Genomic DNA, 23883 nt, shown 5'->3' on the forward strand with positions numbered 1-23883 from the left:
TTCGTCTGCGCAAAGCAGGGCACTACTATTAAATAAGCACTATTTTAGCTGTTTCGTCAAGTTTGCCATCTCAATTGCCGCCGTAGCTGCATCCCAACCTTTGTTACCCGCTTTGGTTCCGGCACGTTCAATCGCTTGTTCAATATTTTCTGTCGTAACCAATCCAAAGATTGTAGGCACGCCAGTTTTCAGATTAATTGCTGCTACCCCTTTAGCCATCTCGTTGCACACATAATCGTAATGCGTAGTGGATCCACGAATGACAGTTCCCAGGGTAATCACCGCATCATACTTGCCGCTCTCCGCCATTTTCTGCGCAATCAGAGGGATTTCGAACGCTCCTGGAACCCAGGCTACATCCACTTCATCATCCTGCACGCCGTGACGTTTGAATGCATCAAGCGCTGCGCTAAGTAATTTACTGGTGATGAATTCGTTGAAACGTCCAACGACAACTCCATAACGTGATCCTTCTGATACTAAATGTCCTTCAAAAAATTGTGGCATTCAAGTCATCTCCCTAACGGTATAATGTAATGTAAGTAACGGAAATCCTAATTAATCTCTTCCATAAATTACATGGTGAACGTTATTCATCTAAAATATATTTACTGTTCGTTTTGTTCGATATCATCAAACTTGAGCATATGCCCCAGCTTTGCTTGCTTTGTATGAAGATAAACCGTATTGTCCTCGTTCTCTTCCATCTGTATCGCAACACGCTCTACAACTTCAAGTCCGTATCCTTCAAGGCCTTTAATTTTACGAGGATTGTTAGTTAACAGTCTGATCTGACGAACCCCAAGGTCTTTCAGAATTTGAGCTCCAATCCCGTAATCACGCAAGTCGGCAGCAAATCCCAGCTTCAGGTTTGCATCCACCGTATCCAGACCTTCCTCTTGCAGCTTATAGGCTTTGAGTTTGTTGATTAGCCCAATGCCCCGGCCTTCCTGTCTCATATAGAGCAGTACGCCGTTGCCTTCCTCGTTAATCTGTTTGAGTGCCGCATCAAACTGAGGACCACAGTCACAACGATGGGAATGGAATACATCACCAGTCAAACATTCAGAGTGCACACGTACAAGTACGGGTTTGGAACCATCTATTTCACCTTTCACCAAAGCCACATGTTCCTTGTTATCCACAGCGTTTGTATATGCCACCGCTTGAAACTCGCCAAAGTCCGTTGGCATACGCACAGCCACTTCACGTTGAACCAGCTGCTCTTTTTCGTTACGGTAACGAATCATGTCCTGAATACTGATCAGCTTCAGATCATGCTTGCGGGCAATCTCCTGCAGATCCGGAAGTCTGGCCATTGTGCCATCTTCCTTAATCACTTCACAGATCACGCCTGCGGGATATGAACCACACATAATGGCCAAATCTACCGCCGCTTCTGTATGCCCGGCACGACGAAGAACACCGCCATCTTTTGCAATCAGCGGGAACATGTGACCAGGCTTACGGAAGTCCCCAGCTTTCGCTTCAGGATCGATCAGACCTTTCACGGTAATAGAGCGTTCATGTGCCGAGATACCTGTTGTCGTATCTTTGTGGTCCACAGAGACGGTGAAGGCTGTTCCATGGAAATCCGTATTTTGTTGAACCATCGGTTTCAGATTCAGTTCGTCCGCACGTTGTTGTGTAATCGGAACACAGACCAGACCTCTACCTTCAGTAATCATGAAATTAATGACTTCAGGTGTCGCCTTTTCGGCCAAAGCGATAAAATCGCCTTCATTCTCCCGATCTTCATCATCCACAACAATGACGGGTTTGCCACGCATGAGATCATATATGGCTTCTTCTATCGTATCCAAAATGGATTGTTCTGACATGGGTCCACCTCCAGTTTATTTCTGTTTCTATTTATGCAAATCCGTGATTGGAGAGAAAATCTTCACTGATACTGCGCGGCTTGCCAGCACCCGTCTCTCGATGTCCTCTCCCATACTGGAGCAGATGATCCACATATTTGCCCAAAATATCGCATTCGATATTAATGGTATCCCCTGTCTTTTTCACATTTAGTACAGTTTCACCAATGGTATGCGGGATTATGGAAACCGTGAATGCGGTATCCGATGTATGGACAACGGTCAAGCTAATGCCATCCAGTGTAACCGATCCTTTGGGAATCAGATATTTGAACAACTGGTGATCATCAGGTTTGATCTCAAACACAATCGCATTCTGATCACGTGTTATACTGCCAATCACTCCGGTACCATCGACATGGCCCTGAACGATGTGTCCGCCAAAACGACCGCCAGATTGCATAGCCCGCTCCAGATTAACTTTACTGCCAGATTGCAGCTGACTGAGATTGGTATGGCGATAGGTTTCAGGCATTACGTCGGCGGTAAAACCTCCACCTTCGAGCGTTGTCGCAGTTAAGCACACGCCGTTCACTGCTACACTATCACCAATTTTCAGATCGTCCATGATGGCGGAAGCTCCGATATTCAGGACCATCGCTTCGCCTTTCCGACCAATACGCCGGATCTGACCGACTTCTTCCACCAAACCGGTAAACATGCTGCCGCCTCCCTTGTTCAATTTATAAAGAGTCTAACTTGTTTCTTTAAAATTCATTTATTTATTCAGGCCACACCGGAATACCGCCAATGCTGATATTATCTCCAACTTTTTCGATCTCCAACTGATTCAATTGAATCGCCTGATTCATACGTTCCACACCTTCGAAGCGGAAGCTTCCAGGTGTATCATAACCGCCTACAATCTTCGGAGCGATAAACATGAGCAGTCGATCGACCAACCGTGCCTCCAGCATGGCTCCATTCAGAGTGCCCCCACCTTCAAGCAAAATCGAACCAATCTCACGCTCACCCAACTTGCTAAGTCCGCTTAACAGATCCACACGTGGTCCAGGACCACAGCGTATAATCTCAATACCGTAAGCTTCCAAACGTTCAGCAGCTTCAGGACTGGCTTCGTCTGTGGTGAGAACCCATGTTGGAGCAAGACCATCCTTAACCATTTTGGCACCTACGGGAAGACGCAACTTGGAATCCACCACAATGCGCACCGGACTAATGCCTTCCACTTGTAAACGGGTTGTAAGTTCCGGATTATCGGCAATCACTGTGTCGACGCCAACCATAATTCCCTGGTGACGATGACGAAGGGCATGCACAATCTCACGAGCGGGCTCGTTGGAGATCCACTTGCTGTCTCCGCTGCGAGTAGCAATTTTGCCATCCAAAGTAGTAGCCGTTTTCAGTGTCACAAAAGGTAGACCCGTTGTTATAAATTTAATGAATTTTTCATTCATGCGTCTTCCACGCTCACGCAGTACGCCAACTTCAACTTCAATGCCTTGTTGACGAAGCATGCTGATGCCTCTGCCGGATACTTGCGGATTTGGATCTTCACAACATACGACAACACGTTTTACCTTTTCATGAATCAGGCGTTCACTACAAGGTGGCGTCTTGCCATAATGACTACAGGGCTCAAGTGTAACGTATACCGTACTTCCTTCTGCATCGCTGCCTGCCATGTTAAGGGCATGCACCTCCGCATGACCGGTTCCACGTTTCAGATGGCTCCCCAGACCTACAATACGACCTTCTTTCACAACTACACATCCAACGACCGGATTAATCCCCGTCTGTCCTTGTGCTCGTTCCGCCATATCCAATGCCAGTGCCATATAAAATTCATCATTGATCATTTCCAAATCCGTTCACCCCGCGGTTTAAAGTCTTTTTTATTAAAAAATCCCCGTCGAACAATCAGTTCGATGGGGATGATGAGAGACAAATGTCACCAGCAGGAGTGAAATGGATACAGCACGCCAACACTTTGCCCAAAACTTCATTTCGGGCAAGTGAAAATAGACACATACCTTAATGAACATCAATTACAGGTAAAGAGCTTTTATAGTGTGGCATATGTATGGAACTGTCCAGCGTAACCGGATTTTCCCTGCACAGTGCAAGACATTACCAATCTAGACTGTACAGCAATACTCCTGCTGAATGCAAACCTGTTAGGTCTGCACCTCTCCTTCTCCCATCCAGACTATACTGTCGGTTCTGGAATTACACCAGATCAGCCATCTGCCACAGGCAGACAGGTCACGGACTTTGCATCAAGTGCTGGACATGTGTCCTTACACTTCCTGCATCACCGCCGGTAGGGAATTGCACCCTGCCCTGAAGGATTGCTTTCGTTATTACTTGGATGTTAGCACTTTAATGCCAAAAAATCAATTGTTTTTTGTTCCTTTTTGTCACATACTAACTTTTAATAAGCTAAGAAACAACAAAAAACCGCTTCCTCTCAAGGAGGTACGGTTTTTGTTTGGAGGCACATTTCACATCCATCGCAGTATTCTACATATCAGGAAAACACCAGCTCGCCATATGCTTTAATTCTTTGGCATTATGGAATGGAGTGCGATCAGGTTCTTGCAGGGGCGAAGTCGGAAGCGGGAACTCTCTTGCCACCCTTCTGACCCAACTTGTGGAATCAATCGCAATAGCCGAGCATTTCCAGCGTCCATTCGCTCTCGGTCGAAACGTTCCATGCAAATCTGCTTTTCCCGGCATCTCTGGAAAGACACCATCCAAATATTCAACGATGACACGCTTGTCTCTGACTTCATGACAGTATACTGTCACCCATACACCTTCCCGGACCCGAACAGCATACACATCTCCAGACTGTACCTCCCCGGTACCTGCATCAGGAGATGCCTTTGGTACTTTTCCGCGAACACTTCTCTTCTTCTCCAATGCTCCTAAGATCGTGTCCTTTACAGCTGGACTCTCATCAGGCTTATCCGCAAGAGATATATTATTCAGATCAAAATCATGAAATATCTTGTTCAGGTTGTTCTCATTGATTCCTACAGATGAGTCCCACCACGCCAGAGGCGCCTGTACCTCAACCCGAACATTGGGGCGTGCGTCACGTTGCATGTAAGTGGTGAATTCCGTGATCATTCCAGGATGTTCCGGCGTATCCAATATGCCAATCAGAGCTAACGTCTCAAGCAAATCACGGTAGGCATATTCCTTCTGTGTAGGCAAAAGACGTTCCTTCTTGAGCGCTACTGCTGCCTTGCTGTAGCGTGTTTTGGGAGGTAATTCGCGCAGCACCGTTAACACCGCACGGAATGTCCAACGGTCGTAATCATTAGGTATTGGAAGCTCCTGCGCGGCAGCCAACTCTCGAAGTGCCAGCACATATCCAAAAGGATCACCGTCCAACGGGGTTCCATTGGTCATGCGCCAATACCATTGCAGCGTCGTGTCGGTTGCTTGATCTACACTTAATCCGCAAATCTTACAAGTGTTTGAAGATGGATATGGCGTATGTCCATGACTTGGCATACTGCTCGCAATAAGCTTGCCCGTAAGCAACGAGCGCCAGATCATGGGTGCTGACCACAAAGAGGATACAAAAGCCTGCGCTGCATCATTCAGCGTCCATTGATTCGCAACTTTTTTCAGCTCAGTAATCGTTTCATCATGTTGGGGACGTACAAATCGATTCGGTTCATGCCCCGCTGCCTCAAGCGCTTCTCGATCCTTTACGGATAGACTATCCGGAACGACATGGCGCGATGCCTGCAGTTCTTCATCCCACAACGTGCGCTCACTATAAATTTGTTTTAACAAGCTTAGCTGAGTAACCGTATCCAAGGTTTTATTCATCCTTTCTAATCATCGATTTCAAGTATGTAAAAAAACAAAAAAAGTGCTTCTATAAAAGAAGCACTTCATGTTTGGATCCAGTTAAGGTGAAGGTATTAAGCTTCTACAACTTCAACAGTTTCCATTTTGTCTTTACCTTCTAAAGCGTCCACGAACTCCATACCTTTAGTTACTTTACCAAATACAGTATGTTGTCCATCCAGATGTGGTTGCGGTTGGTAGCAGATGTAGAACTGGCTTCCACCTGTGTTACGGCCAGCATGTGCCATAGCAAGTGTTCCGCGCTCATGTTTGTTCGGGTTAATTTCACAATTGATTGTGTAACCTGGGCCACCTGCACCGCTACCGTTAGGGCATCCGCCTTGAGCTACAAAGCCCGGGATAACGCGGTGGAATGTAAGACCATTGTAGAAACCGGAGTTAGCCAGTTTCTCAAAGTTTGCTACTGTGTTTGGAGCTTCTTGATCGAACAGATCGATCAGAACTTCTCCGCCGTTTGCCAATTTAATTTTCGCTTGTTTCGCCATATGTAAATGACTCCTTTCGTATTGACCATCGTTAATGGTGCCAGAACGCATGACCCTGGGTCAAGCATTACAGCACTTTTCTTAGTGTACACCGAAAATGACTGGATCGCAAAAAAAACGGAAACTTTTTTCATAATTTAGTCCGAATATACAAAAAGCAGACGAAAAAGGAAGTTCCCTTTTCATCTGCTTCAAATTTAAAATCCCTATATCCTGAATAATGCAGAAACGCATTATCTTTTGACGAATTAGCGAGTTACTGGCTGTTTGCCAATGCGCGCTGGTACCAGGTCATTCTGAATGATATCTTGATACGTCTCACGGCGTACTACGACATCTCCTTGACCGTCTTTGACAAACACAACAGCCGGACGACGAATACGGTTGTAGTTGCTCGCCATGGAATAGTTATATGCACCTGTACAAGCTACAGCGAGCAGATCGCCGCTCTCCACTTTTGGCAGGTCCAGATCCCAGATCAACATATCGCCACTCTCACAGCATTTACCCGCAACAGATACCGTTTCCTGAGCAGCCTCATTCGCACGGTTAGCGAGCACAGCTTCGTACTTGGATTCATACAAAGCAGGACGTGGGTTATCGGTCATCCCACCATCAACGGCAACGTATTTACGCACGCCTGGGATGTCTTTGCTTGTTCCAACAGTATACAGCGTTGTTCCCGCTTCACCCACGATACTGCGGCCTGGCTCAACCCAGATCTCAGGTACGGCATAGCCAATTTGGGCAAAATGATTTTTAACTGCGTCTGTAATAGCCTTCACATATTGCGCAACTTCAAGCGGCGTATCTCCATCAATATAACGGATTCCGAATCCACCACCAAGGTTAACCACTTTGAAAGCAACATTAAGACGCTCATATACACTTGCTGCAAATTCAGCAACACGTTGAACAGCCATCTGGAAGCCTTCAACTTCGAAGATCTGGGAACCGATGTGGGAATGCACACCGAGCAAAACCAGGTTAGACTGCTTGGAAGCCAAGTCAATCGCTTCAAATGCTGTACCATTGCCAATATCGAATCCAAATTTGGAATCCGTTTGACCTGTGGAAATATATTCATGCGTATGGGCCTCAACACCAGGCGTCACACGAAGCAAAATGTTTACTTTACGATTTTTGTCCGCTGCTACAGCCTGCAACAGATGCAGTTCATTGAAGTTATCAACAACAAAGCATCCGATCTCCGCATCAAGAGCCATTTCAATCTCTTCCAGCGTTTTGTTGTTACCGTGGAAATGAATGCGCTCAGCCGGGAATCCTGCTTGCAGTGCAGTAAACAGTTCACCATCAGATACAACATCCAGGGAAAGTCCTTCTTCAGCTGCAAGTGCACACATTGCCATTACACAGAATGCTTTACTTGCGTAAGCAACCTGGAAACCCAGTCCGGAAGCACGGAACGCTTCCATGTACTCTCTGCAACGCTCGCGAACCAATTGCTCGTCCACAACGTACAGGGGAGTTCCAAATTGTTCTTTCAGATCTGTTGCATCAACTCCGCCAATCTCCAGATGTCCTTGTGCATTTATTTTACTTGTACCATGTAAATACATAATCTGCATTCCTCACTTTTTTGTATACTGGAACAGTTGCTATTCCAATGATTTTACACCAGTATATCAAATTAGGCAGCGAGATGAATGGATTTTTCGGAAGATCATTTGTGTTTTTTACTTTTTCGCAGTTCACCGTCCGGATCATCGGACATTTTGGTGTTGTCACGGGTTTTGTTAAATGATGGACGTTTCTTATTTTCCAGCAACGGAAGCCGGAATAAAAAGTTGCCCAGGGCCTTTGCATTAAACGGTATAAAAGGCCAGAGATACGAAGAATTGTACGACCTGTGAACGGTGAGCGCCAATATGAGTAGTGTACTGCCCACGACCAATCCAGGAACCTTAAATATCGCAACAGCGACTAGCAGAACCAACCTGACCAACCTGTTGGCAAGTCCAAGCTCGTAACTCGGCGTGGCAAACATGCCGATGGCTGCGATAGCCATATAGAGTACAACCTCATTGACAAAATATCCTGTTTTGACGGCGATATCCCCGACTAGAATTGCCGCGATCAAGCCCATTGCCGAGGCCAGAGGTGTAGGCGTATGGACCGCGGCCATCCGTAATAAATCGACCCCCAGTTCAATCAGTAGAAACTGTAGAATCAGCGGCAGCTTTACATTTTCCTGCGGACCAATGAAGTCAAGTCCCATCGGTTTAATCGAAGGATCAATAACCATCAGAAGCCATAGTGGTAGCAAAAACAACGAGATTAGAATCCCTGCAAAACGCACCCATCGTAAATACGTTCCCATCAAGGCAGTCTGTCTATTCTCCTCGGCATGCTCACAGAGGTCGAAGAAGGTCGTAGGCAGAATCATCACACTGGGGGAAGTGTCCACGAAAATGACAACTCGTCCTTCCAGCAAATGGGAAGCTGTAACATCTGGTCGCTCAGAATACCGAACGAGTGGAAACGGATTCCAACCCTTGTTGATAATCGCTTCTTCCAGCTGTTTATCGGCGGAGGGAATACCATCGATATCCACTCGCTGAATTTTTTCACGAACTGAATCCACTTGCACTTTATCCACAATATCGTCAATGTACACCACGCAGACATCGGTTTGTGTTCTCCGCCCCACCTGCATGATCTCAAATTTCAATCCAGGGTCGCGTATTCTGCGGCGCACCAAGGTTACATTGGTCAGGAGTGTTTCGGTAAAACCGTCTCTGGAACCGCGGACTACCCTTTCCAATGAAGGTTCTTCGGGTGAACGTACCGGATAACTCCGGGTATCCATAATTAAGACCGAGCGGTCCCCTTCAACAAACATTGCGCTCATACCAGTAAGAACCTTGTTGATGACCGCACTCATCTTCTCAACTTTTTCCACCTGAATATGGGGAATGTAACATTCAAAATAGGATTTGAGAGCATGTCCGGACACGTCATCCGGCGTGAGATAGGTGAGTCTTTTCAACACCTCAAGCAAAATCTCATCCTTGGCAAAGCCGGTGATCATCAGCAATCCAACATGCTTGCCACCCAGAACCATTTCCCTCATATTCACGTCAAACGATTCTCCGAGCCCCAGGACCTGTTGCAGTGTATATCTATTCTCACTCATGCGTGGGGAGATATCATCGTTTTCCTGCCAATATTGTACGGATTCCTCAATGCTGTCGGACATCTCATTTTGTTTTTTCTTACTGTACGCTTTCTCCTCTTCTTCCTTCTGAATCTCATAAGCAGACTTGTGTAACATCTCTTCCGTTATACCTTCACTATTTTCCTGGCCTGTGTGCTCTGTTTGTTCATCCATCTTCCATCCTCCTATGGCCACGAGTTACCGCTGATATATGAAAAAATCAAACAGGGAACCTGTCATTTTGCCCAAAATCATGGCGAGCAGTAATCCAAACAAATAAGGTTTCATGCCCAATCGTTTGGCTAGTACGGGCAGTACATTAAGCACCTCAGTGAGCGCTGCGGCCAGCAGACCGATGAACACCCCACAGAACAAACCAACGATTGGACTGAGCAGCAGCACCCCATGCATTTTCCAGTGCCAGAAATCCGCCACCGTCCCGAGCAGTGAACCACCGATCAGCGCCCCTTCGTACCAGTGAGTCTTGTCATACGATTGCGTAAGTTGGGCCAACCTGGGAATCATATCGAGCACCAGAATGAGCGCAATTACGCCGCTCCCTACGGCAATTCCCCCTGCAATACCCAATACAATGCTGATTGCTCCATTAAGAACGCTCATCCGCATTCATCTCCCTGCGTTCCTGCTCGTGCATCCGTTCGCTTTCTTCAATCACCACATATTTATCTACATTTTGCTGGTATAGGAACATCTCCACTTCCAGCGGGGTAGGCTCCTCATTCCACTTTTTCTTGAACAAATGATTAAAAAATACTGCCATACCGAATCCAATGCCAATGGAATACGCCACTTGAAACAGATAGGGATGTTCGTCCCGATGCCCAGTAAGCATCTCCACAATTCGAATCTGTACTTCCTGCATGTTCACATCAGCATGAAAATTCATAATGGTTAAGGCTGATCCGAAGAAAAGCAGCAGCCAAACCAGAATGAACAGGGACTTGGAAGGTTGACCATTTCCCGCAATGACTTCAACCAACGTATGACCTGATCCCATCAGTTCCACACTTACCTCCGGCAAGATGCGCCGAATTTGGGGAATAATCTGCAATATATCAATGAGGATCAGATTGCCATCCTCCGGTCCAGGGCGCAGCAGTTCAAGCTCCAGTAGCCTGCCCTCCTGGTCTTCAGAAGAGGTCAGTACATGTGCGATGTCTCCAAGCTTGACTGCTCTGCCCCTCTGGATGCGAATACGGCTGCGCAGACGAATATAGACCATTGGAGTGGGTGTCTGGGACATCCATAGCACTCCTTTACTGCGTAATTTAAGTTAGTATTTGAAGAATGTGCAAATTTATTACAAACGGGTTGGAAAAAGATCGGGAGGTGGTGCTAGCGCTACGGGATGGATCGGTCATTGGTCGCTGTTGCTCGGGGGAGGATACACGCAGACACTCCGACGGCAGACCAACCTTCTGATCGCTGTTGTCTCCAAATTCTTTTGATTGATTTCTAAGTGTTAGAAATTTGGAGACAAAGGCGAACGCTTCGCTTCTTCAGGTCTAATCTGCCGCCTGCGTTAATTATGTATCCTTAGATGAACCCTCACGCTTCGCTCCTTTTGACCGATTCCATCCCACCGCTACCCATAGTCCTCCCATTTCCAAACGTTTGAAATAAATATGCTGGGGAGGAGGCAGGGAGGGAATTAAAAGATGTGCTTTTTGGGGTTTATTTTGACTTTAACGGAGGAGTAACTATTGACCGATTTGGGGCGTAATTGAGTGTGAAGCATTATTTCACATATCAAAAAAAGTCGCCGTGTGCGCGACTCTTCGATATCGGTAGATAAGTTCACGGATCATGTACAATAACTCAACAATTATGTTATTTTTCTCTTTTGTTCAATTCACTTCTGAATCGTAAAGGGGTTGAATTCATTGTTTTGCGGAATTGGTTAATGTAATAACTCGTGCTGTTAAAACCAACCTCATAGGCAATTTCGGTGATGCTACGCTTGGAGGATTGCAATAGTTCAATGCTTCTTTGGATGCGGTACTCGATCACATATTGCATGGGTGTGGTTTTCAGAATTTGCTTGAAATAACGGCATGTCTCCGATCGACTTAACTGTCCGGCCTTTGCAATATCTTCCAGCTTAATCGGCTCGGCATAGTTGAAATGAATCCATTGCAACATGTCTTTCATTCGGTTGTTTCTGCTCATCTCTGATGGATCATGTTCCAGGGAATATCCGTTCATAATCAGCAGTTTCCACATATTCAGCACCGCAGAAGCAACATTTACTTCGTAAAAAGGAACTTTTTCCACTAACTCCTTTCTAATCCGTGCAATGGCACTCAGGATCTGTTCTCCCCAAGCGTTAGCTCTTTCGATATACAGAAAAGGCAAATTAGTTGCTGTTACATATGGATGTACGTACTTTATATACAAATCCGAAGGCATGATAACATGCGGGGACAAATTCAGACATAAATAAATGCAGTTCTCGCTCACACCGTGATCTTCGGCCATATGCATTATTCCACTGTTGATAAAAATCACGTCACCTTTGGACAACATCATCTTTTGATCGTTGATATGGAACAGTGCCGTGCCCTGAAGAACGGTAACAAACTGCAATTCATCATGCCAGTGGAGAGGAATATGTCCGTGAACATTTTGAACAATGGTTGTCTCATAACAGGCTATAGATAATGTATCGGTACGGTGTTGCGTCATTTCTTTCAAATGTTGATCAATGATAAATTCGATTTTCCGCATGGCCCTCATCTCAATATAGTTATATTTTTAAGTGTAATATTGATATTAATGTACCGCATTTCTCCTTAATATAACACTATTCTTATATTTAAGGTGAGGCGAACAAGAATGACAACTTCTGCAAAATCCAAAATTTCAGGCATCGTACTCGTTCTAACCGGAGCCATCTGTTGGGGCATTGGGGGTACGGTATCTCAAAAACTGTTTCAACTGGATGGAATTGAGGTCAATTGGTATGTCACGGTACGATTGTTGATTGCTGGGTTACTATTACTGGTTATTCAATCGTTTACTAATGGACGATTTCAGATTTTTGATGTGTGGAGAAATAAAAAAACGGCTGGACAGCTGATCATTTTTGGATTGGTCGGCATGCTTACCGTCCAGTATACGTACATGGCATCCATTAAACACGGTAATTCAGCGGTAGCTACACTCCTGCAGTACCTGTCCCCTGTCATGATCATGATTTACATCGCACTCCGTAAGCAGTCTGTCCTTACACGCAATGACCTTGCATGCGCCGTTCTGGCTCTCGGTGGGTGTTTTCTCCTACTGACGAACGGCTCACTCACGCAGTTATCTGTCTCCTGGCTCGCAGTGATGTGGGGCATATTATCCGGGGTTTCAGCTGCATTTTATACGCTGTATGCCGTGCAACTGATTAAAAAATTCGATTCACTTGTTGTGGTTGGCTGGGCTATGATCATCGCTGGTTTGGGAATGAGTTTTATTCACCCACCCTGGAAAATGAATTTTGCTAGCATCACGCTCGAAACCTACGGTTATTTGATATTTACAATCCTTTTTGGAACCATGATTGCTTTTTGGTTTTATATTGCGAGTCTCAAAAGTCTTACACCCAAGGAAACTAGCTTGCTCGGGAGCGCAGAGCCCCTTGCTGCTGTTGGAACAACTGTCATATGGCTCCATGAACCTTTTGGCTTCTATCAATGGATTGGTATGGCATGTATTCTTGGCATGATGCTGGTCATGCAGTCCAATCGTTCGAGATCTCCCCGGAGTAACAACAAATAACCTTCCTCGCCATAATGCGCGATAGAAGGTTGTTAGTTGTCGTATATTGGTGCATAAGCGCCAATATTGTTGTTGCAATCCCAGAATCACTGCGCGATCTGGTCGCGGATGGATTGCAGTATTTTTTTCTCCAGACGTGATACCTGTACCTGAGATATTCCCAGCCTGCTGGCAACCTCGGACTGGGTCTGATCCCGGTAATACCGAAGATAAACGATTAACCGCTCCCGCTCACTGAGACCACCAATGGCTTCGTTCAGGGCCAGTTTGTCAAACCAACGTTCCTGAGACTCGTCGGCAATCTGATCCATTAATGTGATGGGATCACCGTCATTCTCAAATACCGTCTCATGGATGGAGGTCGGTGGTTTGTTCGCTTCCTGGGCAAATACAACTTCCTCCGGGGTTACTCCCAGCTCTGCGGCAACTTCCTTGATCGTTGGCAGACGATCCAAATGTTTAGACAGTTCGTCCCTTTTTTTGCGAACTTTATTCGCCATCTCTTTCAGTGAACGACTGACCTTCAGGGTACCGTCATCCCGCAGGAATCGCTGGATTTCTCCGATGATCATCGGTACCGCGTAGGTTGAGAACTTCACGTCATAACTGAGATCGAATTTGTCCACTGACTTGAGCAGACCGATACAACCAATCTGGAACAGATCTTCCGGATCATATCCCCTGTTCATAAAACGCTGTACGACGGACCAGACGAGTCTGATGTTGCAGTTCACCAGCGTATCCCGTGAGACATGGTCACCCGACTGACTGAGCGCAATCAGCCGTTTGACCTCGGCATCGTCCAAATAGGTCTGTGAAGATGGTTTCACTTCAGCATCCATAAGAACACCAACCCCTAATTATACAATGCTTTCTTGGATTCAATCCTTTTTTTCATCTTGATGGAGGTGCCTCTGCCGGGCTCACTGCTGACTTCGAATTCATCCATGAAGTTTTCCATAATGGTGAAGCCCATGCCCGACCGCTCAAGTTCGGGTTTGGACGTATATAGCGGCTGCTTGGCCAGTTCAAGATCTTCGATTCCTTCACCGCGGTCTTCCACAATAATCGTAATCATGTCTTCCCGAATCTCGGCCTGGATGGACACAACCCCATCGGAGTTGTTGTTGTATCCGTGGATGATGCTGTTGGTCACGGCTTCCGAAATGACCGTCTTCAGGTCACTGAGCTCGTCCATCGTTGGATCAAGCTGGGAGATAAACGCAGCAACGGTTACCCGTGCAAACGACTCATTCTCTGACTTGGCCGCGAATTGCAGATTCATGAAATTTGTCCCTGTTCCTTCATTCATGAGACGACCTCCAGACCTGAGAGAGCAGTTCCCTCATTTTCGTATATCGGCATAATCTTGAACAGACCCGACATTTCCAGCAATCGGTACACTGGCGAATTGACGTCACAGACCACCATCTTGCCACCTTTATTCTTAATGAGCTTGTATCTTCCCAAAATGACACCCAGACCCGAACTGTCCATAAATTGCAGATCTTTCAGGCTGAGTACGAGATGCTCGCTTTGTCTCCGCTGGATGGCTTCATCCATTTGCATCCGTACCATGTCAGCTGTATGGTGATCCAGCTCCCCGGATAATCGTACAATCAGAATCCCGCGATGGTGTTCCATTTCCACATGCAAGTTCACGTTTGCTCACTCTCCTCCCTGTCTTAGAACAAGGATTTCTACGCTTCCGAAGGCTTTTCCTGCCCCCCGACAAAACTAGAAGAAAACCCCTATTTAACTACAAAATATGTTCGAAGGATGCGTGCAACTCGCAGAAATCGCCGTTTACTCAAACAGGTTGGACGTTGTCCGCTTGAACAGCTTCCACCAGCCAGCCTTATTCACATCCTGCGGGGCCTGAATATCGAATTCCTTAATCACGTCATTGCCCTGGTAAACCACAAGTTTACCTATACTTTGCCCAGCCTTGATCGGAGCTTTCAATTCTTTGGCAACCAACAATTCATGTCGGATGTCGTTGGATTTGGCTCCTTTGCGCATCAGTACACTATAATTTTGCGTGGCATTCAGAGGCAATTCGGCAACTTCACCTTTTTCGATCTTCAGACTGCCCAGCAGATCCCCTGCCTTGTAGAGCGCCTTCATCGTATATTGGCTAAAGGCATAGTCAAACATCGAAGACACCTCGCTGTTCCGTGTTTTGGTATTTGGTTCACCAAGTACCACGGAAACGACACGCAGTCCATCCTTGGACGCTGTTGCAGACAAGCAAAATTTCGCTTCGGAAGTGTAACCTGTTTTCAAACCGTCTGCCCCTTCATAAAAACGAACCAGCTTGTTTGTGTTCACCAGCCAGAATGGCTTTTCCGTATCTTTGCGAAGGTAATCCTGATATGCACCGGTGTACTTTGTAATCCCGGAATGTTTCAACAGTTCACGGCTCATGACGGCAATGTCATGGGCGGAAGAATAATGATTATCGACCGGAAGGCCGTTACAGTTGGCAAAATGAGTATCCTTCATGCCAAGCTCCTTCGCACGCTCATTCATCAGCTGTACAAAAGCTTCTTCCGAACCAGCAATCTTCTCGGCCATAGCCACTGAGGCATCATTGCCTGAAGCCATCGCGATCCCTTTTAACATATCATCGACCGTCATTTCTTCCCCAGGCTCCAGGAAGATCTGCGAACCGCCCATGGAAGCTGCATATTCACTCGTTCTTACTTTGTCCGTCAGCTTCAGCTTGCCCGAGTCGATCGCTTCGATCGTAAGCAGCATGGTCATAATTTTTGTAATGCTCGCAGGAGGCAGCTGATCATGACTGTTTTTCTCATAAATGACGGTCCCCGTATCTGCATCCATTAAGATCGCAGATCGCGCCGACGGGGCAAGATCAGTTCCTCCCGCTGCCTTCGGTGTTTCTTCAGCTAATGCCGTTGATGCCATAAGGGACAGCAGGATACAAAGGGTCATGAACGATGCCATTATTCTTTTCTTCACAAGGTTACCTCCTCAAATGACTTGCTTACTGCATGTTCCATGCATGTACTGCTAATCATTGTCGGCCCGTTTCCAGTAAATTATTCCATGTAAAGCATGATTTCCCGAACTTTTATTGAAAAATGTGGTCAAAGCAAAAAAACGTACTGCACTCAATGAATGAGTAACCGTACGTTTAACACAACAAAAAAAGGTTACCCCCCGATGATTTCTCATCCAAAGAGGTAACCTTCTCTACTCAAATCTTGCTTACATTTGCGGAATAACCGCCACTACCAGCGCCAGGAACGACTCACGAACACGTTCCGTCGTTTCCATCACCTCATCATGTGACAGCGGCTGGTCCAAAATTCCGGCAGCCATGTTGCTGATACAGGAAATACCGAGTACTTCCAGGCCTGCGTGGCGTGCCACGATCACTTCAGATACAGTGGACATACCCACTGCGTCTGCGCCCAATGTACGCAGCATTCTGATCTCTGCCGGTGTCTCATAGTTCGGACCGAGCATACCTGCGTATACCCCTTCACGTACGTTAAAACCTTGTGATGCGGCCGTATCCTTCGCCAGCGCACGCAAACGGCGGCTATATGCTTCGGACAGATCAGGGAAACGCACGCCCAGTGCAGCGTCATTTGGTCCGATCAGTGGATTTTTGCCTGTAAGATTTAAGTGATCAGAGATCAGCATCAAGTCTCCAGCTTCATACGACGTATTCACACCACCCGCAGCATTGGTTACAAGCAAGCTGCTTACACCCAATTCTTTCATAACCCGTACCGGGAAAGCTGTCAATTCCGGACCATATCCTTCGTACATGTGGAAACGGCCTTTCATCATTACGACTGGACGACCTTTGATGGTTCCGACCAATAGTTCACCTTCATGTCCTTCTACTGTGGACACCGGAAAATGTGGAATATCCTGATAAGCGATGCTTACACCATCTTCAATCAGTTCTGCCAGTACGCCAAGACCCGAACCCAAAATCAAACCGACTTCCGGCTTGATGGAGCTTTTGCTTTGAATATAAGATGCTGCTTCCGAAATCATTTGTTGGTTTAATGCTGTCATGCGATGTATGTTCCTCCTTGAGTTGAAACGATCCGTCTTATGTATAACGGCGTTTGGATGTATTCAATTTATTTTATCCTAAATCGGCCCAATGTTCCGCATTTATTTGTGAATGCCCTGCGTCAAAATCTATCTTGCCCTCGGATGATGGGTTTCATAGATTTCTTTCATGGTTTTGCGACCATGATTGCCGTATTGTTGTCCAGGCTGCTCCACGTGACCCAGCATGTCCTGAACCGCACGTGTATCCGCCCCATTGGCAATCAGGTGCGCCGCAAACGAATGACGCAGCGTATGCGGCGTAATTTCTTCCGAGATTCCCGCGTCCACCGCTGCTTTTTTGAGCAGCTTCCAGAAGCCCTGCCGGGTCAAACGTCTGCCGGATACATTCACGAATAGTGCCTGCTCGTCCGAATCGGTTTTGAGCAACTTGTTGCGGAATTCCTCCACATATACACTTGCCCAATGTGCTGCTGGTGCACCGATGGGAAGGATACGTTCCTTGCCCGCCCCACCGCATCGGATAAAGCGCATGCCTGGCTGAACATCTCGAATGTCAAGGGCAATCAGTTCCGAGACCCGAATACCCGTAGCATATAACAGTTCAAGCATCGCTCGATCTCTCACACCCTGCGGTGAACGAATATCAGGCGCTGTCAGCAGTTGTTCGATCTCCTGGATACTTAACACCTGTGGTGGCGTCTTGTCCGCCTTGGGAGCTTCCACATCAAACGTAGGGTCCTGTATAATATCACCCCGCCGCATCAAAAAATGAAAGTAGGAGCGCAGAGATACGATGCTGCGGGCAATGGTTGCATTGGCACGTCCTGCCTGTTTGAGTTGACCTGCAAACAGGACGACATGTGTGCGTCTGACCTGATCGGCTTCGCGTATGCCATATTCCTTATCTGCAAATTCAATGAACTTGTCCACGTCTCGGAGATACGATTCAAGCGTGCTGCTCGACATCCCTTTATCATCTTCCAAGTATAAGGCATAGGCGTGTATCGTCTGTTTCATGTACAACGCTCCTCAACTGACAGACCTGCCGTTCTGGCAGACTGCTCCCGTATTTGCATCCCTGGCTGTTTGAAGCTACTCCCCGTACCAATAGAACAAACGGAGACGCTCTGCCATCGTAGGACGTCCTTCTCCATTACCCGGCCAATCCGTTTCCTGAAATACTTTGATTGCATTGCCAGTCGGCATCTGATATTGATCCACAGGTGAGATCCAACCATTAAACAGATCCAGAACATGATAGAACAGATAAACTAATGCAGCAAAAAATATAATAAATCGAATAAAACGGAGCCCTCTCCGCACTGATATAATCATGGGCGCGTCCCCCTCCTGATTCGAATCCGGTATTGTCCTTGAATCAGGGTATGTCCATAAACACAGGTTTATGCCATCCGGGGGAAACTCCAGATCATGTCCGGTGCCAAAAAAGCTCTCCCGTCAAAACCGCCGGTGAGAGCTTGAAGATATGCTATGTTATTCTTCATCTTTGGGTTTCTGTTCATTTTTAGCTTTGCAACGATAACAAATTCCATGAAAGTCCAGTCGGTGATCTACTACCGAAAAGTTGAATTCCCGCTCCAAACGCTCTTCAAGCGGTCCAAGCCAGTCTTCACGTATTTCATCCATACTTCCGCATTGAACACAGATTAAGTGATGATGGTGATGCTTGGATGTATCTCCGCGCAGATCATAACGCGCTACACCGTCGCCGAAGTTGATTTTCTCTACAACATGCAGCTCACTCAGCAGTTCGAGGGTACGGTACACGGTTGCCAGACCGATTTCGGGAGCCTTTTCTTTAACGAGCATGAATACGTCTTCTGCGCTCAGATGATCTTCTTCATTCTCAAGAAGTACTCTTACGGTGGCTTCCCGCTGGGGCGTTAATTTATATCCTTGGGACTGTAGTTGCTGCTTAATTTTATCAATCCGTGCTTCCATTTTCTCCCTCCCCCTAGGAAATCACTGCACACTGCAACTTAACCCACTCTTTTCATTATAGGGGGAGTGCGTAATTAAAGTCAACATTTTACACTATACGATACACGTTAGGCCGGTAGTAGCATTGGCGTGACCCAGCGCATCATCGCAGGTGTAACCCATGTTTCAAAAGACGCCACACCGAGCAGCAGTGCAGCCATAACCAAAGTTAACACTATATATGAAGCAAAAGGCCTTTGTCGACCAGGTGTTCGCTGCATTAAAACACGATTGCGAATGATGTATAACGAGAACGTCATCGCCGCCACACTGCAGATCAGGAGGATCGGAATGACAAATAGATTATGCGGCGCCACGGAAACCAGTGCAAACAGCAGCCCTTTCCAGGAATACTGCCCAACAAGGTACCCCACTGTGAATCCAATGAGCACACCTTTCAGAAAATCCAGAACCAGTATACCGGGCAGTCCAACGACGGATAAACCCAGAATAAAGATCAGACCCACCCATTTCAGATGGAGCATGGCAATGTCCCAATATGCCCCGGTCTCTGTCACCTGTGCACTGTGCTGCACGGTCATGAAGAAATTGCCGAGATAACCCTCCAGATCCTGACGTTGCTCAAGAGACAATGCGTTCACCATGAGCGCGCCAAAAATGACGCCGACCAGAAACAAGACAGCCACGAATACATATAACGAAGTCTGACCTTTAAATGTAAAGTAGGAAGAGCGCATACAGGTACGAGTCCCCTTTCCGGTATCATGCTGCAAGGATTCTCAATTCCATCCTCATAGTCATTCTTATGAACCGGAGTGCGCCTGTATGACTTCTTGTCCAGATTGGACCTCTGTAAAGCCAAAGCTAATATGAGTTGAACTACAGAATATTTACACGGGTCACTCCGAAGCTTTTTCCTGAACAGCAACCTTTCCGTACGTACCGCCACCTCCGGAGGACAGCTCCAGTTGTCCGTTCCGTGCAGCCACAATCAGGCCTGCCAGCACAGGTCCAACAACCGCATCAAGCTCTTCCTCTCTGGTGCGATGAAGTACATTCATTTCCGTACCAAAATGGTCCAGTAGCTGGCGCAGTTTGGCTTTGCCAAGACCGGGGATGAACTCCAGTGGTACCTGATAATGATAGGCCGGTCTGTTTGCAGGAACATGAGGACTCTCTCGATCAGAGATCGCCAGGATGCGATCCAGCACCCCCTGCACCAGCTTCAGACTGCCACAGTGCGGACAACGCTCTGCTGACATCGCTTGCTCGTCCATAATGCTGCCACATGCTGCACAGTAAGTACGGTGGTATTTGCCCAGCCTTGGATTCAGTCCATAATTGGCCGCAATTTTCCTGCCGGCTTCTCCTTGAAGTGCCATACGGAATTCATCAAAAGAAGGGGCAGCAACTTGCAGTTCGTTATACTCCCGTCCAATCTTACCGAGTGAATGAGCATCCGAATTGGTCAGGAACGGGACATGATCCAACTCCCGAATATAACTAGCCATGGATGAGTCCGAGCTTAACCCCAGCTCGACAGCATCCACAAGACGGGTATCCAAGACATCGCCCATACGGGGCGCAGTACTGCCATAGATGCCTTTATGCGGTGTAAATACATGTGCAGGCACAATAAGCCCACCACGTGCCTTAATCTCAGCCTGCATCTCTAGAGCGGGCACGTACACCCGCTGAGAACTGAGGTTCACATTTTTCATATAACGTTTCATCCAGTCCGTGAAGGACTTCATCGTTTTCAGATCACGGAAATACGCCAGCATATGGAACTCACGCATTCCAGGCTCGCGCAACTCAATCTCTGTACCCAGCAAAATGGTGGTGTCCTGGTAGGCAATGCCGCCTCCCTCAATCTCGGACATGGTACCACTCTCCAGCAATTGCTCAATATCCATCTGTACAACAGGAGAGTGACAATCAATAACACCAAGCAAATGAATTCCTTTGTGATCCGATGCTTCCCGAGCAATATTCTCAAATGTCAGATCGCGACTGCCGCTGATTTTAACAGCCTCACCGCGTGAGGTTCGTCCAATGTGAATATGCAGATCTGTGTAACAGGGATCCCACATCGTGGACGTTTCCAGTTGGTCTTGCATGCCTAGAACCGTCCTGTCGTTCTGTAAAGGTCCCACGCGTACACAGCCATCATCGTTTTGGCATCGCTAATCCGGTTCTCGTCCATAAGCGCATAGGCTTCCTCCAGAGTTATTTCGGCAACTTCAAGGAATTCATCTTCGTCCAGCGCCATGTCCCCTGCTTCCAACTCTTCAGCGATGTAAAGATGAATGATCTCATCTGCGAACCCCGGTGACGTGTAAAACGAACGCAAATGACGCAGCGACTTGGCTACATATCCCGTCTCTTCTCGCAATTCACGTGCTGCGGCAACCTCGGGCTCTTCTCCCGGGTCCAATTTTCCCGCAGGAATCTCCACTTCGGTGCGTCCCATTGCCTGACGATACTGATCCACTACAAGCATGCGATCCCCATTCAGAGCGAGTACAGCTACCGCTCCAGGGTGCCGGATTATCTCACGTGTAGCCGTCTGGCCGTTTGGCAGTTTAACGGTATCGACTTGAAGTGAAATCACTTTGCCCTCGAAGATTGGCTTGGTGGATACGGTCACTTCATCCAGCTTTGGATTGGCAGGTTGTGCTGCATGGATGGATTGGGCAGATTGGTTTGGTTTCATTTGTTCTTCAACTCCATATCGTAGGATTATATATAAATGGACTAAAAATATTTACACTAACCACTCCGATGACAGAACAACCCTTCGATCGCTGTTATCCCCAGATTTTTTTGATTTCTTTCTCTAATAGATAAAATTTGGTTATAGCTTATGCTTACGATGCAGCTTTCTTTCAGAAAGCTTTTAGGCGAACGCTCCGCTTCTCTTGGTTATTTCTGTCCTCTCCGTTCTTGTGTAAAGGATTAGCTCAATTTATATATTCGATGAATGTATAATTCTCTGATTTTGGGCATATGGTGAGCGTATAGAATTCTCACAGCAAATATAAACGAATCAGGGGGACTTTCGATGAACAGTTATATGACGCCTCAATCCGTACACGTGGTAGGACAAGCCCGGCAAGTACAGCTCGTACTCAAACAATGGTTGCGCGAGTGGGGCCCGGATGCCAAGTTAATCGATCTGCTCGCTGGACGTAAATGAATGGGTAATCGATCCATTGTTTCATTTTTGACCCTAAATTAACGAGTCTTCTCCCTTGAAATATAACATGAATTCGCAAAAAGTCCGAATCCGATATAGACCGGGTTCGGACTTTTGTCTAACAACATGTGAGGTAACATGCGCTCTATATTATTTCTTGTCAGCTGCCGTTTCCTGAATAATAGCTACGACTACCTGAGACAACTTCACAATGTCTTCGGCACGAATGCGTTCTTTGGTCGTATGAATATCCTCATACCCTACCGCCAAGTTCACTGTTGGAATGTCGAATCCGTTAAAGATATTGGCATCACTGCCACCACCGGAAGCAAACGTACTGGTCTCCAGCCCAATACTGCGGATGGCACGCTGTGCAAGCTGTACAACTTCGTGTTCATCATGGAAGCCAAATGCAGGATACAGAATCTCACTTTTGAATTCAGCCGTTGCACCGTATTTGCGACATGTCGTTTCCAGCGCGTCACGCATCTGTGCAACCTGCAATTCGACTTTCTCCTGCACAATACTGCGGGCTTCCGCTTCAAGCTGTACAAAGTCACATACCACGTTGAGTGGTGATCCACCCTGGAATTTGCCAATGTTTGCTGTCGTCTCATCATCAATTCTGCCCAGTGTCATCGCTGCAATTGCTTTGGCTGCAACCTGAATGGCGCTGATTCCGTCTTCCGGGTTCACGCCCGCATGTGCGGACTTCCCATAGATGCTCATTTGAATTTCAGCTCTGGCTGGTGCAGCTACACAGATCGTGCCTACAGCTCCATTAGAGTCAAGCGCATAACCGAACTCGGCATCAATATCCTTCGGATTCATCGCACGTGCACCCACCAGGCCAGACTCTTCGCCGACTGTAATGACCAATTGAATTTTGCCATGCGGAATGTTATTTTCCTGAATCACACGAATCGCTTCGAACAACGCCGCAATCCCAGCCTTGTCATCTGCTCCCAGGATCGTTGTTCCATCACTGCGAATCCAGCCATCTTCACCCAGTTCAGGCTTAATTCCCTGTCCTGGCGTCACGGTGTCCATATGACATGTGAAAAAGATCGGTGCAACCCCTTCTGTTCCTTCGGCTTCCCAGGTAATGATGAGATTTCCGGCGCCATGTCCGGTTTGCTCCATCGTGTCGTCCTCATAGATATGAAGACCAAGCTCTGCAAACTGTTCTTTTAACACCTTCGAGATGTTCTGTTCATTTTTCGTTTCACTATCAATCTGCACCAGTTCCATGAACTGATCGATAACACGTTGTTGTTTAATCATAGGACTTTCCTCCCTCTCGTGGATACGGTACAATACAATTACTATGGCTTGTTTATTTTATGAGGTTGTTCAAAAAGTCTGCTTTTGATTACGAAGGATGCCTGGCGGCATCATCAGCATCGAATATGGAATTCAGCCGAAATGTCCGTTGCTCACGTAGTTTTCCCTACGCTCCGCTACTCCATTTCTAGCTTCATC

Annotated in this window: 25 protein-coding genes and 1 riboswitch; of the genes, 2 read left to right on the forward strand and 23 right to left on the reverse strand. The window is 46.9% G+C overall.

Going from position 1 to position 23883, the window contains the following annotated elements:
- Nucleotides 1-39 precede the first annotated feature (39 nt).
- The 11 genes from ribE (V6669_RS19550) to V6669_RS19600 all read right to left on the reverse strand — a co-directional run bounded on the left by ribE (V6669_RS19550) (nucleotide 40) and on the right by V6669_RS19600 (nucleotide 12143).
- The gene (ribE, locus tag V6669_RS19550) at nucleotides 40-507 is read right to left on the reverse strand and encodes a 6,7-dimethyl-8-ribityllumazine synthase (protein WP_017687651.1); all 468 of its coding nucleotides are present in this window, start codon (nucleotides 505-507) and stop codon (nucleotides 40-42) included.
- A gap of 101 nt (nucleotides 508-608) precedes the next feature.
- Entirely contained in the window at nucleotides 609-1841 is a 1233-nt protein-coding gene (locus V6669_RS19555) for a bifunctional 3,4-dihydroxy-2-butanone-4-phosphate synthase/GTP cyclohydrolase II (protein ID WP_091028885.1), read from the reverse strand.
- Nucleotides 1842-1872: 31 nt separating this feature from the next.
- On the reverse strand, nucleotides 1873-2541 hold the full coding sequence (gene ribE, locus V6669_RS19560) for a riboflavin synthase (RefSeq protein ID WP_036607839.1): 669 nt from the start codon (nucleotides 2539-2541) through the stop codon (nucleotides 1873-1875).
- A 61-nt stretch (nucleotides 2542-2602) separates the two neighbouring features.
- Nucleotides 2603-3706, reverse strand: coding sequence for a bifunctional diaminohydroxyphosphoribosylaminopyrimidine deaminase/5-amino-6-(5-phosphoribosylamino)uracil reductase RibD (gene ribD / locus V6669_RS19565; RefSeq protein ID WP_338587693.1), 1104 nt, complete (start codon nucleotides 3704-3706; stop codon nucleotides 2603-2605).
- Nucleotides 3707-4029: 323 nt separating this feature from the next.
- A riboswitch (FMN riboswitch) is annotated at nucleotides 4030-4196 on the reverse strand.
- Nucleotides 4197-4364: 168 nt separating this feature from the next.
- The gene (locus tag V6669_RS19570) at nucleotides 4365-5678 is read right to left on the reverse strand and encodes a hypothetical protein (RefSeq protein WP_338587694.1); all 1314 of its coding nucleotides are present in this window, start codon (nucleotides 5676-5678) and stop codon (nucleotides 4365-4367) included.
- Nucleotides 5679-5785: 107 nt separating this feature from the next.
- The gene (locus V6669_RS19575; protein WP_017687646.1) at nucleotides 5786-6217 is read right to left on the reverse strand and encodes a peptidylprolyl isomerase; all 432 of its coding nucleotides are present in this window, start codon (nucleotides 6215-6217) and stop codon (nucleotides 5786-5788) included.
- A 248-nt stretch (nucleotides 6218-6465) separates the two neighbouring features.
- Nucleotides 6466-7797 (reverse strand): diaminopimelate decarboxylase, encoded by a 1332-nt coding sequence (gene lysA / locus V6669_RS19580; RefSeq protein ID WP_017687645.1) that lies wholly within the window; start codon nucleotides 7795-7797, stop codon nucleotides 6466-6468.
- Nucleotides 7798-7901: 104 nt separating this feature from the next.
- Nucleotides 7902-9569, reverse strand: a complete 1668-nt coding sequence (locus tag V6669_RS19585) for a spore germination protein (RefSeq protein ID WP_338587697.1) — start codon at nucleotides 9567-9569, stop codon at nucleotides 7902-7904.
- 24 nt (nucleotides 9570-9593) lie between these two features.
- On the reverse strand, nucleotides 9594-10022 hold the full coding sequence (locus tag V6669_RS19590) for a stage V sporulation protein AB (RefSeq protein WP_026080996.1): 429 nt from the start codon (nucleotides 10020-10022) through the stop codon (nucleotides 9594-9596).
- Nucleotides 10003-10659, reverse strand: coding sequence for a stage V sporulation protein AA (locus V6669_RS19595; RefSeq protein ID WP_338587698.1), 657 nt, complete (start codon nucleotides 10657-10659; stop codon nucleotides 10003-10005). Before V6669_RS19595 ends, V6669_RS19590 begins: the two co-directional genes overlap by 20 nt.
- 587 nt (nucleotides 10660-11246) lie before the next feature.
- Entirely contained in the window at nucleotides 11247-12143 is an 897-nt protein-coding gene (locus V6669_RS19600; RefSeq protein ID WP_338587699.1) for an AraC family transcriptional regulator, read from the reverse strand.
- Nucleotides 12144-12251: 108 nt separating this feature from the next.
- On the opposite strand from V6669_RS19600, the gene V6669_RS19605 reads away from it, so the two are divergent.
- Nucleotides 12252-13181: an EamA family transporter gene (locus V6669_RS19605; protein ID WP_338587701.1), complete on the forward strand. Its 930-nt coding sequence runs from the start codon at nucleotides 12252-12254 to the stop codon at nucleotides 13179-13181.
- 86 nt (nucleotides 13182-13267) lie between these two features.
- Here the strand turns inward: V6669_RS19605 and sigF are convergent, their stop codons facing one another.
- The 11 genes from sigF to V6669_RS19660 all read right to left on the reverse strand — a co-directional run bounded on the left by sigF (nucleotide 13268) and on the right by V6669_RS19660 (nucleotide 21918).
- Nucleotides 13268-14023 carry an RNA polymerase sporulation sigma factor SigF gene (gene sigF, locus V6669_RS19610; protein WP_036607856.1) on the reverse strand — a complete coding sequence of 252 codons (756 nt, stop codon included), beginning with the start codon at nucleotides 14021-14023 and terminating at the stop codon, nucleotides 13268-13270.
- Nucleotides 14024-14037: 14 nt separating this feature from the next.
- Nucleotides 14038-14493, reverse strand: a complete 456-nt coding sequence (gene spoIIAB / locus V6669_RS19615; RefSeq protein ID WP_338587703.1) for an anti-sigma F factor — start codon at nucleotides 14491-14493, stop codon at nucleotides 14038-14040.
- Nucleotides 14490-14843 carry an anti-sigma F factor antagonist gene (gene spoIIAA, locus V6669_RS19620; protein ID WP_017687636.1) on the reverse strand — a complete coding sequence of 118 codons (354 nt, stop codon included), beginning with the start codon at nucleotides 14841-14843 and terminating at the stop codon, nucleotides 14490-14492. Before spoIIAA ends, spoIIAB begins: the two co-directional genes overlap by 4 nt.
- Nucleotides 14844-14987: 144 nt before the next feature.
- On the reverse strand, nucleotides 14988-16109 hold the full coding sequence (locus tag V6669_RS19625) for a D-alanyl-D-alanine carboxypeptidase family protein (protein ID WP_338594996.1): 1122 nt from the start codon (nucleotides 16107-16109) through the stop codon (nucleotides 14988-14990).
- Nucleotides 16110-16412: 303 nt separating this feature from the next.
- Entirely contained in the window at nucleotides 16413-17237 is an 825-nt protein-coding gene (locus V6669_RS19630; protein WP_036607861.1) for a purine-nucleoside phosphorylase, read from the reverse strand.
- 129 nt (nucleotides 17238-17366) lie between these two features.
- A complete protein-coding gene (locus V6669_RS19635) occupies nucleotides 17367-18257 on the reverse strand; it encodes a tyrosine recombinase (protein WP_105599514.1) in 891 nt (296 codons plus the stop codon).
- A 75-nt stretch (nucleotides 18258-18332) separates the two neighbouring features.
- Nucleotides 18333-18575, reverse strand: coding sequence for a DUF4227 family protein (locus tag V6669_RS19640; protein WP_017687632.1), 243 nt, complete (start codon nucleotides 18573-18575; stop codon nucleotides 18333-18335).
- A 159-nt stretch (nucleotides 18576-18734) separates the two neighbouring features.
- Nucleotides 18735-19202 (reverse strand): Fur family transcriptional regulator, encoded by a 468-nt coding sequence (locus V6669_RS19645; protein WP_090922447.1) that lies wholly within the window; start codon nucleotides 19200-19202, stop codon nucleotides 18735-18737.
- Nucleotides 19203-19309: 107 nt separating this feature from the next.
- Nucleotides 19310-19939, reverse strand: a complete 630-nt coding sequence (gene spoIIM, locus V6669_RS19650; RefSeq protein WP_017687629.1) for a stage II sporulation protein M — start codon at nucleotides 19937-19939, stop codon at nucleotides 19310-19312.
- Between the two features lie 162 nt (nucleotides 19940-20101).
- Nucleotides 20102-21322: an endonuclease Q family protein gene (locus V6669_RS19655; protein WP_338587709.1), complete on the reverse strand. Its 1221-nt coding sequence runs from the start codon at nucleotides 21320-21322 to the stop codon at nucleotides 20102-20104.
- Nucleotides 21323-21324: 2 nt separating this feature from the next.
- Nucleotides 21325-21918 (reverse strand): NUDIX hydrolase, encoded by a 594-nt coding sequence (locus V6669_RS19660; RefSeq protein ID WP_051447058.1) that lies wholly within the window; start codon nucleotides 21916-21918, stop codon nucleotides 21325-21327.
- Between the two features lie 348 nt (nucleotides 21919-22266).
- Here V6669_RS19660 and mciZ point away from each other — a divergent pair, with 348 nt between their 5' ends.
- The gene (mciZ, locus tag V6669_RS19665) at nucleotides 22267-22401 is read left to right on the forward strand and encodes a Z-ring formation inhibitor MciZ (protein ID WP_338587711.1); all 135 of its coding nucleotides are present in this window, start codon (nucleotides 22267-22269) and stop codon (nucleotides 22399-22401) included.
- Between the two features lie 150 nt (nucleotides 22402-22551).
- Here the strand turns inward: mciZ and V6669_RS19670 are convergent, their stop codons facing one another.
- Nucleotides 22552-23685, reverse strand: a complete 1134-nt coding sequence (locus V6669_RS19670; protein ID WP_338587712.1) for a M20/M25/M40 family metallo-hydrolase — start codon at nucleotides 23683-23685, stop codon at nucleotides 22552-22554.
- Between the last annotated feature and the right edge of the window lie 198 nt (nucleotides 23686-23883).

It is taken from the genome of Paenibacillus sp. Y5S-9 (genome assembly GCF_036894235.1).
Lineage (GTDB): Bacteria > Bacillota > Bacilli > Paenibacillales > Paenibacillaceae > Paenibacillus.

Excerpts from the sequence above, each read along its gene's own strand:
- ribE (WP_017687651.1), bottom strand. The coding sequence starts at position 507 with ATGCCACAATTTTTTGAAGGACATTTAGTATCAGAAGGATCACGTTAT.
- V6669_RS19555 (WP_091028885.1), bottom strand. The coding sequence starts at position 1,841 with ATGTCAGAACAATCCATTTTGGATACGATAGAAGAAGCCATATATGAT.
- ribE (WP_036607839.1), bottom strand. The coding sequence starts at position 2,541 with ATGTTTACCGGTTTGGTGGAAGAAGTCGGTCAGATCCGGCGTATTGGT.
- V6669_RS19575 (WP_017687646.1), bottom strand. The coding sequence starts at position 6,217 with ATGGCGAAACAAGCGAAAATTAAATTGGCAAACGGCGGAGAAGTTCTG.
- lysA (WP_017687645.1), bottom strand. The coding sequence starts at position 7,797 with ATGTATTTACATGGTACAAGTAAAATAAATGCACAAGGACATCTGGAG.
- V6669_RS19585 (WP_338587697.1), bottom strand. The coding sequence starts at position 9,569 with ATGGATGAACAAACAGAGCACACAGGCCAGGAAAATAGTGAAGGTATA.
- V6669_RS19590 (WP_026080996.1), bottom strand. The coding sequence starts at position 10,022 with ATGCGGATGAGCGTTCTTAATGGAGCAATCAGCATTGTATTGGGTATT.
- V6669_RS19595 (WP_338587698.1), bottom strand. The coding sequence starts at position 10,659 with ATGTCCCAGACACCCACTCCAATGGTCTATATTCGTCTGCGCAGCCGT.
- V6669_RS19600 (WP_338587699.1), bottom strand. The coding sequence starts at position 12,143 with ATGCGGAAAATCGAATTTATCATTGATCAACATTTGAAAGAAATGACG.
- V6669_RS19605 (WP_338587701.1), top strand. The coding sequence starts at position 12,252 with ATGACAACTTCTGCAAAATCCAAAATTTCAGGCATCGTACTCGTTCTA.
- sigF (WP_036607856.1), bottom strand. The coding sequence starts at position 14,023 with ATGGATGCTGAAGTGAAACCATCTTCACAGACCTATTTGGACGATGCC.
- spoIIAB (WP_338587703.1), bottom strand. The coding sequence starts at position 14,493 with ATGAATGAAGGAACAGGGACAAATTTCATGAATCTGCAATTCGCGGCC.
- V6669_RS19625 (WP_338594996.1), bottom strand. The coding sequence starts at position 16,109 with ATGGCATCAACGGCATTAGCTGAAGAAACACCGAAGGCAGCGGGAGGA.
- V6669_RS19630 (WP_036607861.1), bottom strand. The coding sequence starts at position 17,237 with ATGACAGCATTAAACCAACAAATGATTTCGGAAGCAGCATCTTATATT.
- V6669_RS19635 (WP_105599514.1), bottom strand. The coding sequence starts at position 18,257 with ATGAAACAGACGATACACGCCTATGCCTTATACTTGGAAGATGATAAA.
- V6669_RS19640 (WP_017687632.1), bottom strand. The coding sequence starts at position 18,575 with ATGATTATATCAGTGCGGAGAGGGCTCCGTTTTATTCGATTTATTATA.
- V6669_RS19645 (WP_090922447.1), bottom strand. The coding sequence starts at position 19,202 with ATGGAAGCACGGATTGATAAAATTAAGCAGCAACTACAGTCCCAAGGA.
- spoIIM (WP_017687629.1), bottom strand. The coding sequence starts at position 19,939 with ATGCGCTCTTCCTACTTTACATTTAAAGGTCAGACTTCGTTATATGTA.
- V6669_RS19655 (WP_338587709.1), bottom strand. The coding sequence starts at position 21,322 with ATGCAAGACCAACTGGAAACGTCCACGATGTGGGATCCCTGTTACACA.
- V6669_RS19660 (WP_051447058.1), bottom strand. The coding sequence starts at position 21,918 with ATGAAACCAAACCAATCTGCCCAATCCATCCATGCAGCACAACCTGCC.
- mciZ (WP_338587711.1), top strand. The coding sequence starts at position 22,267 with ATGAACAGTTATATGACGCCTCAATCCGTACACGTGGTAGGACAAGCC.
- V6669_RS19670 (WP_338587712.1), bottom strand. The coding sequence starts at position 23,685 with ATGATTAAACAACAACGTGTTATCGATCAGTTCATGGAACTGGTGCAG.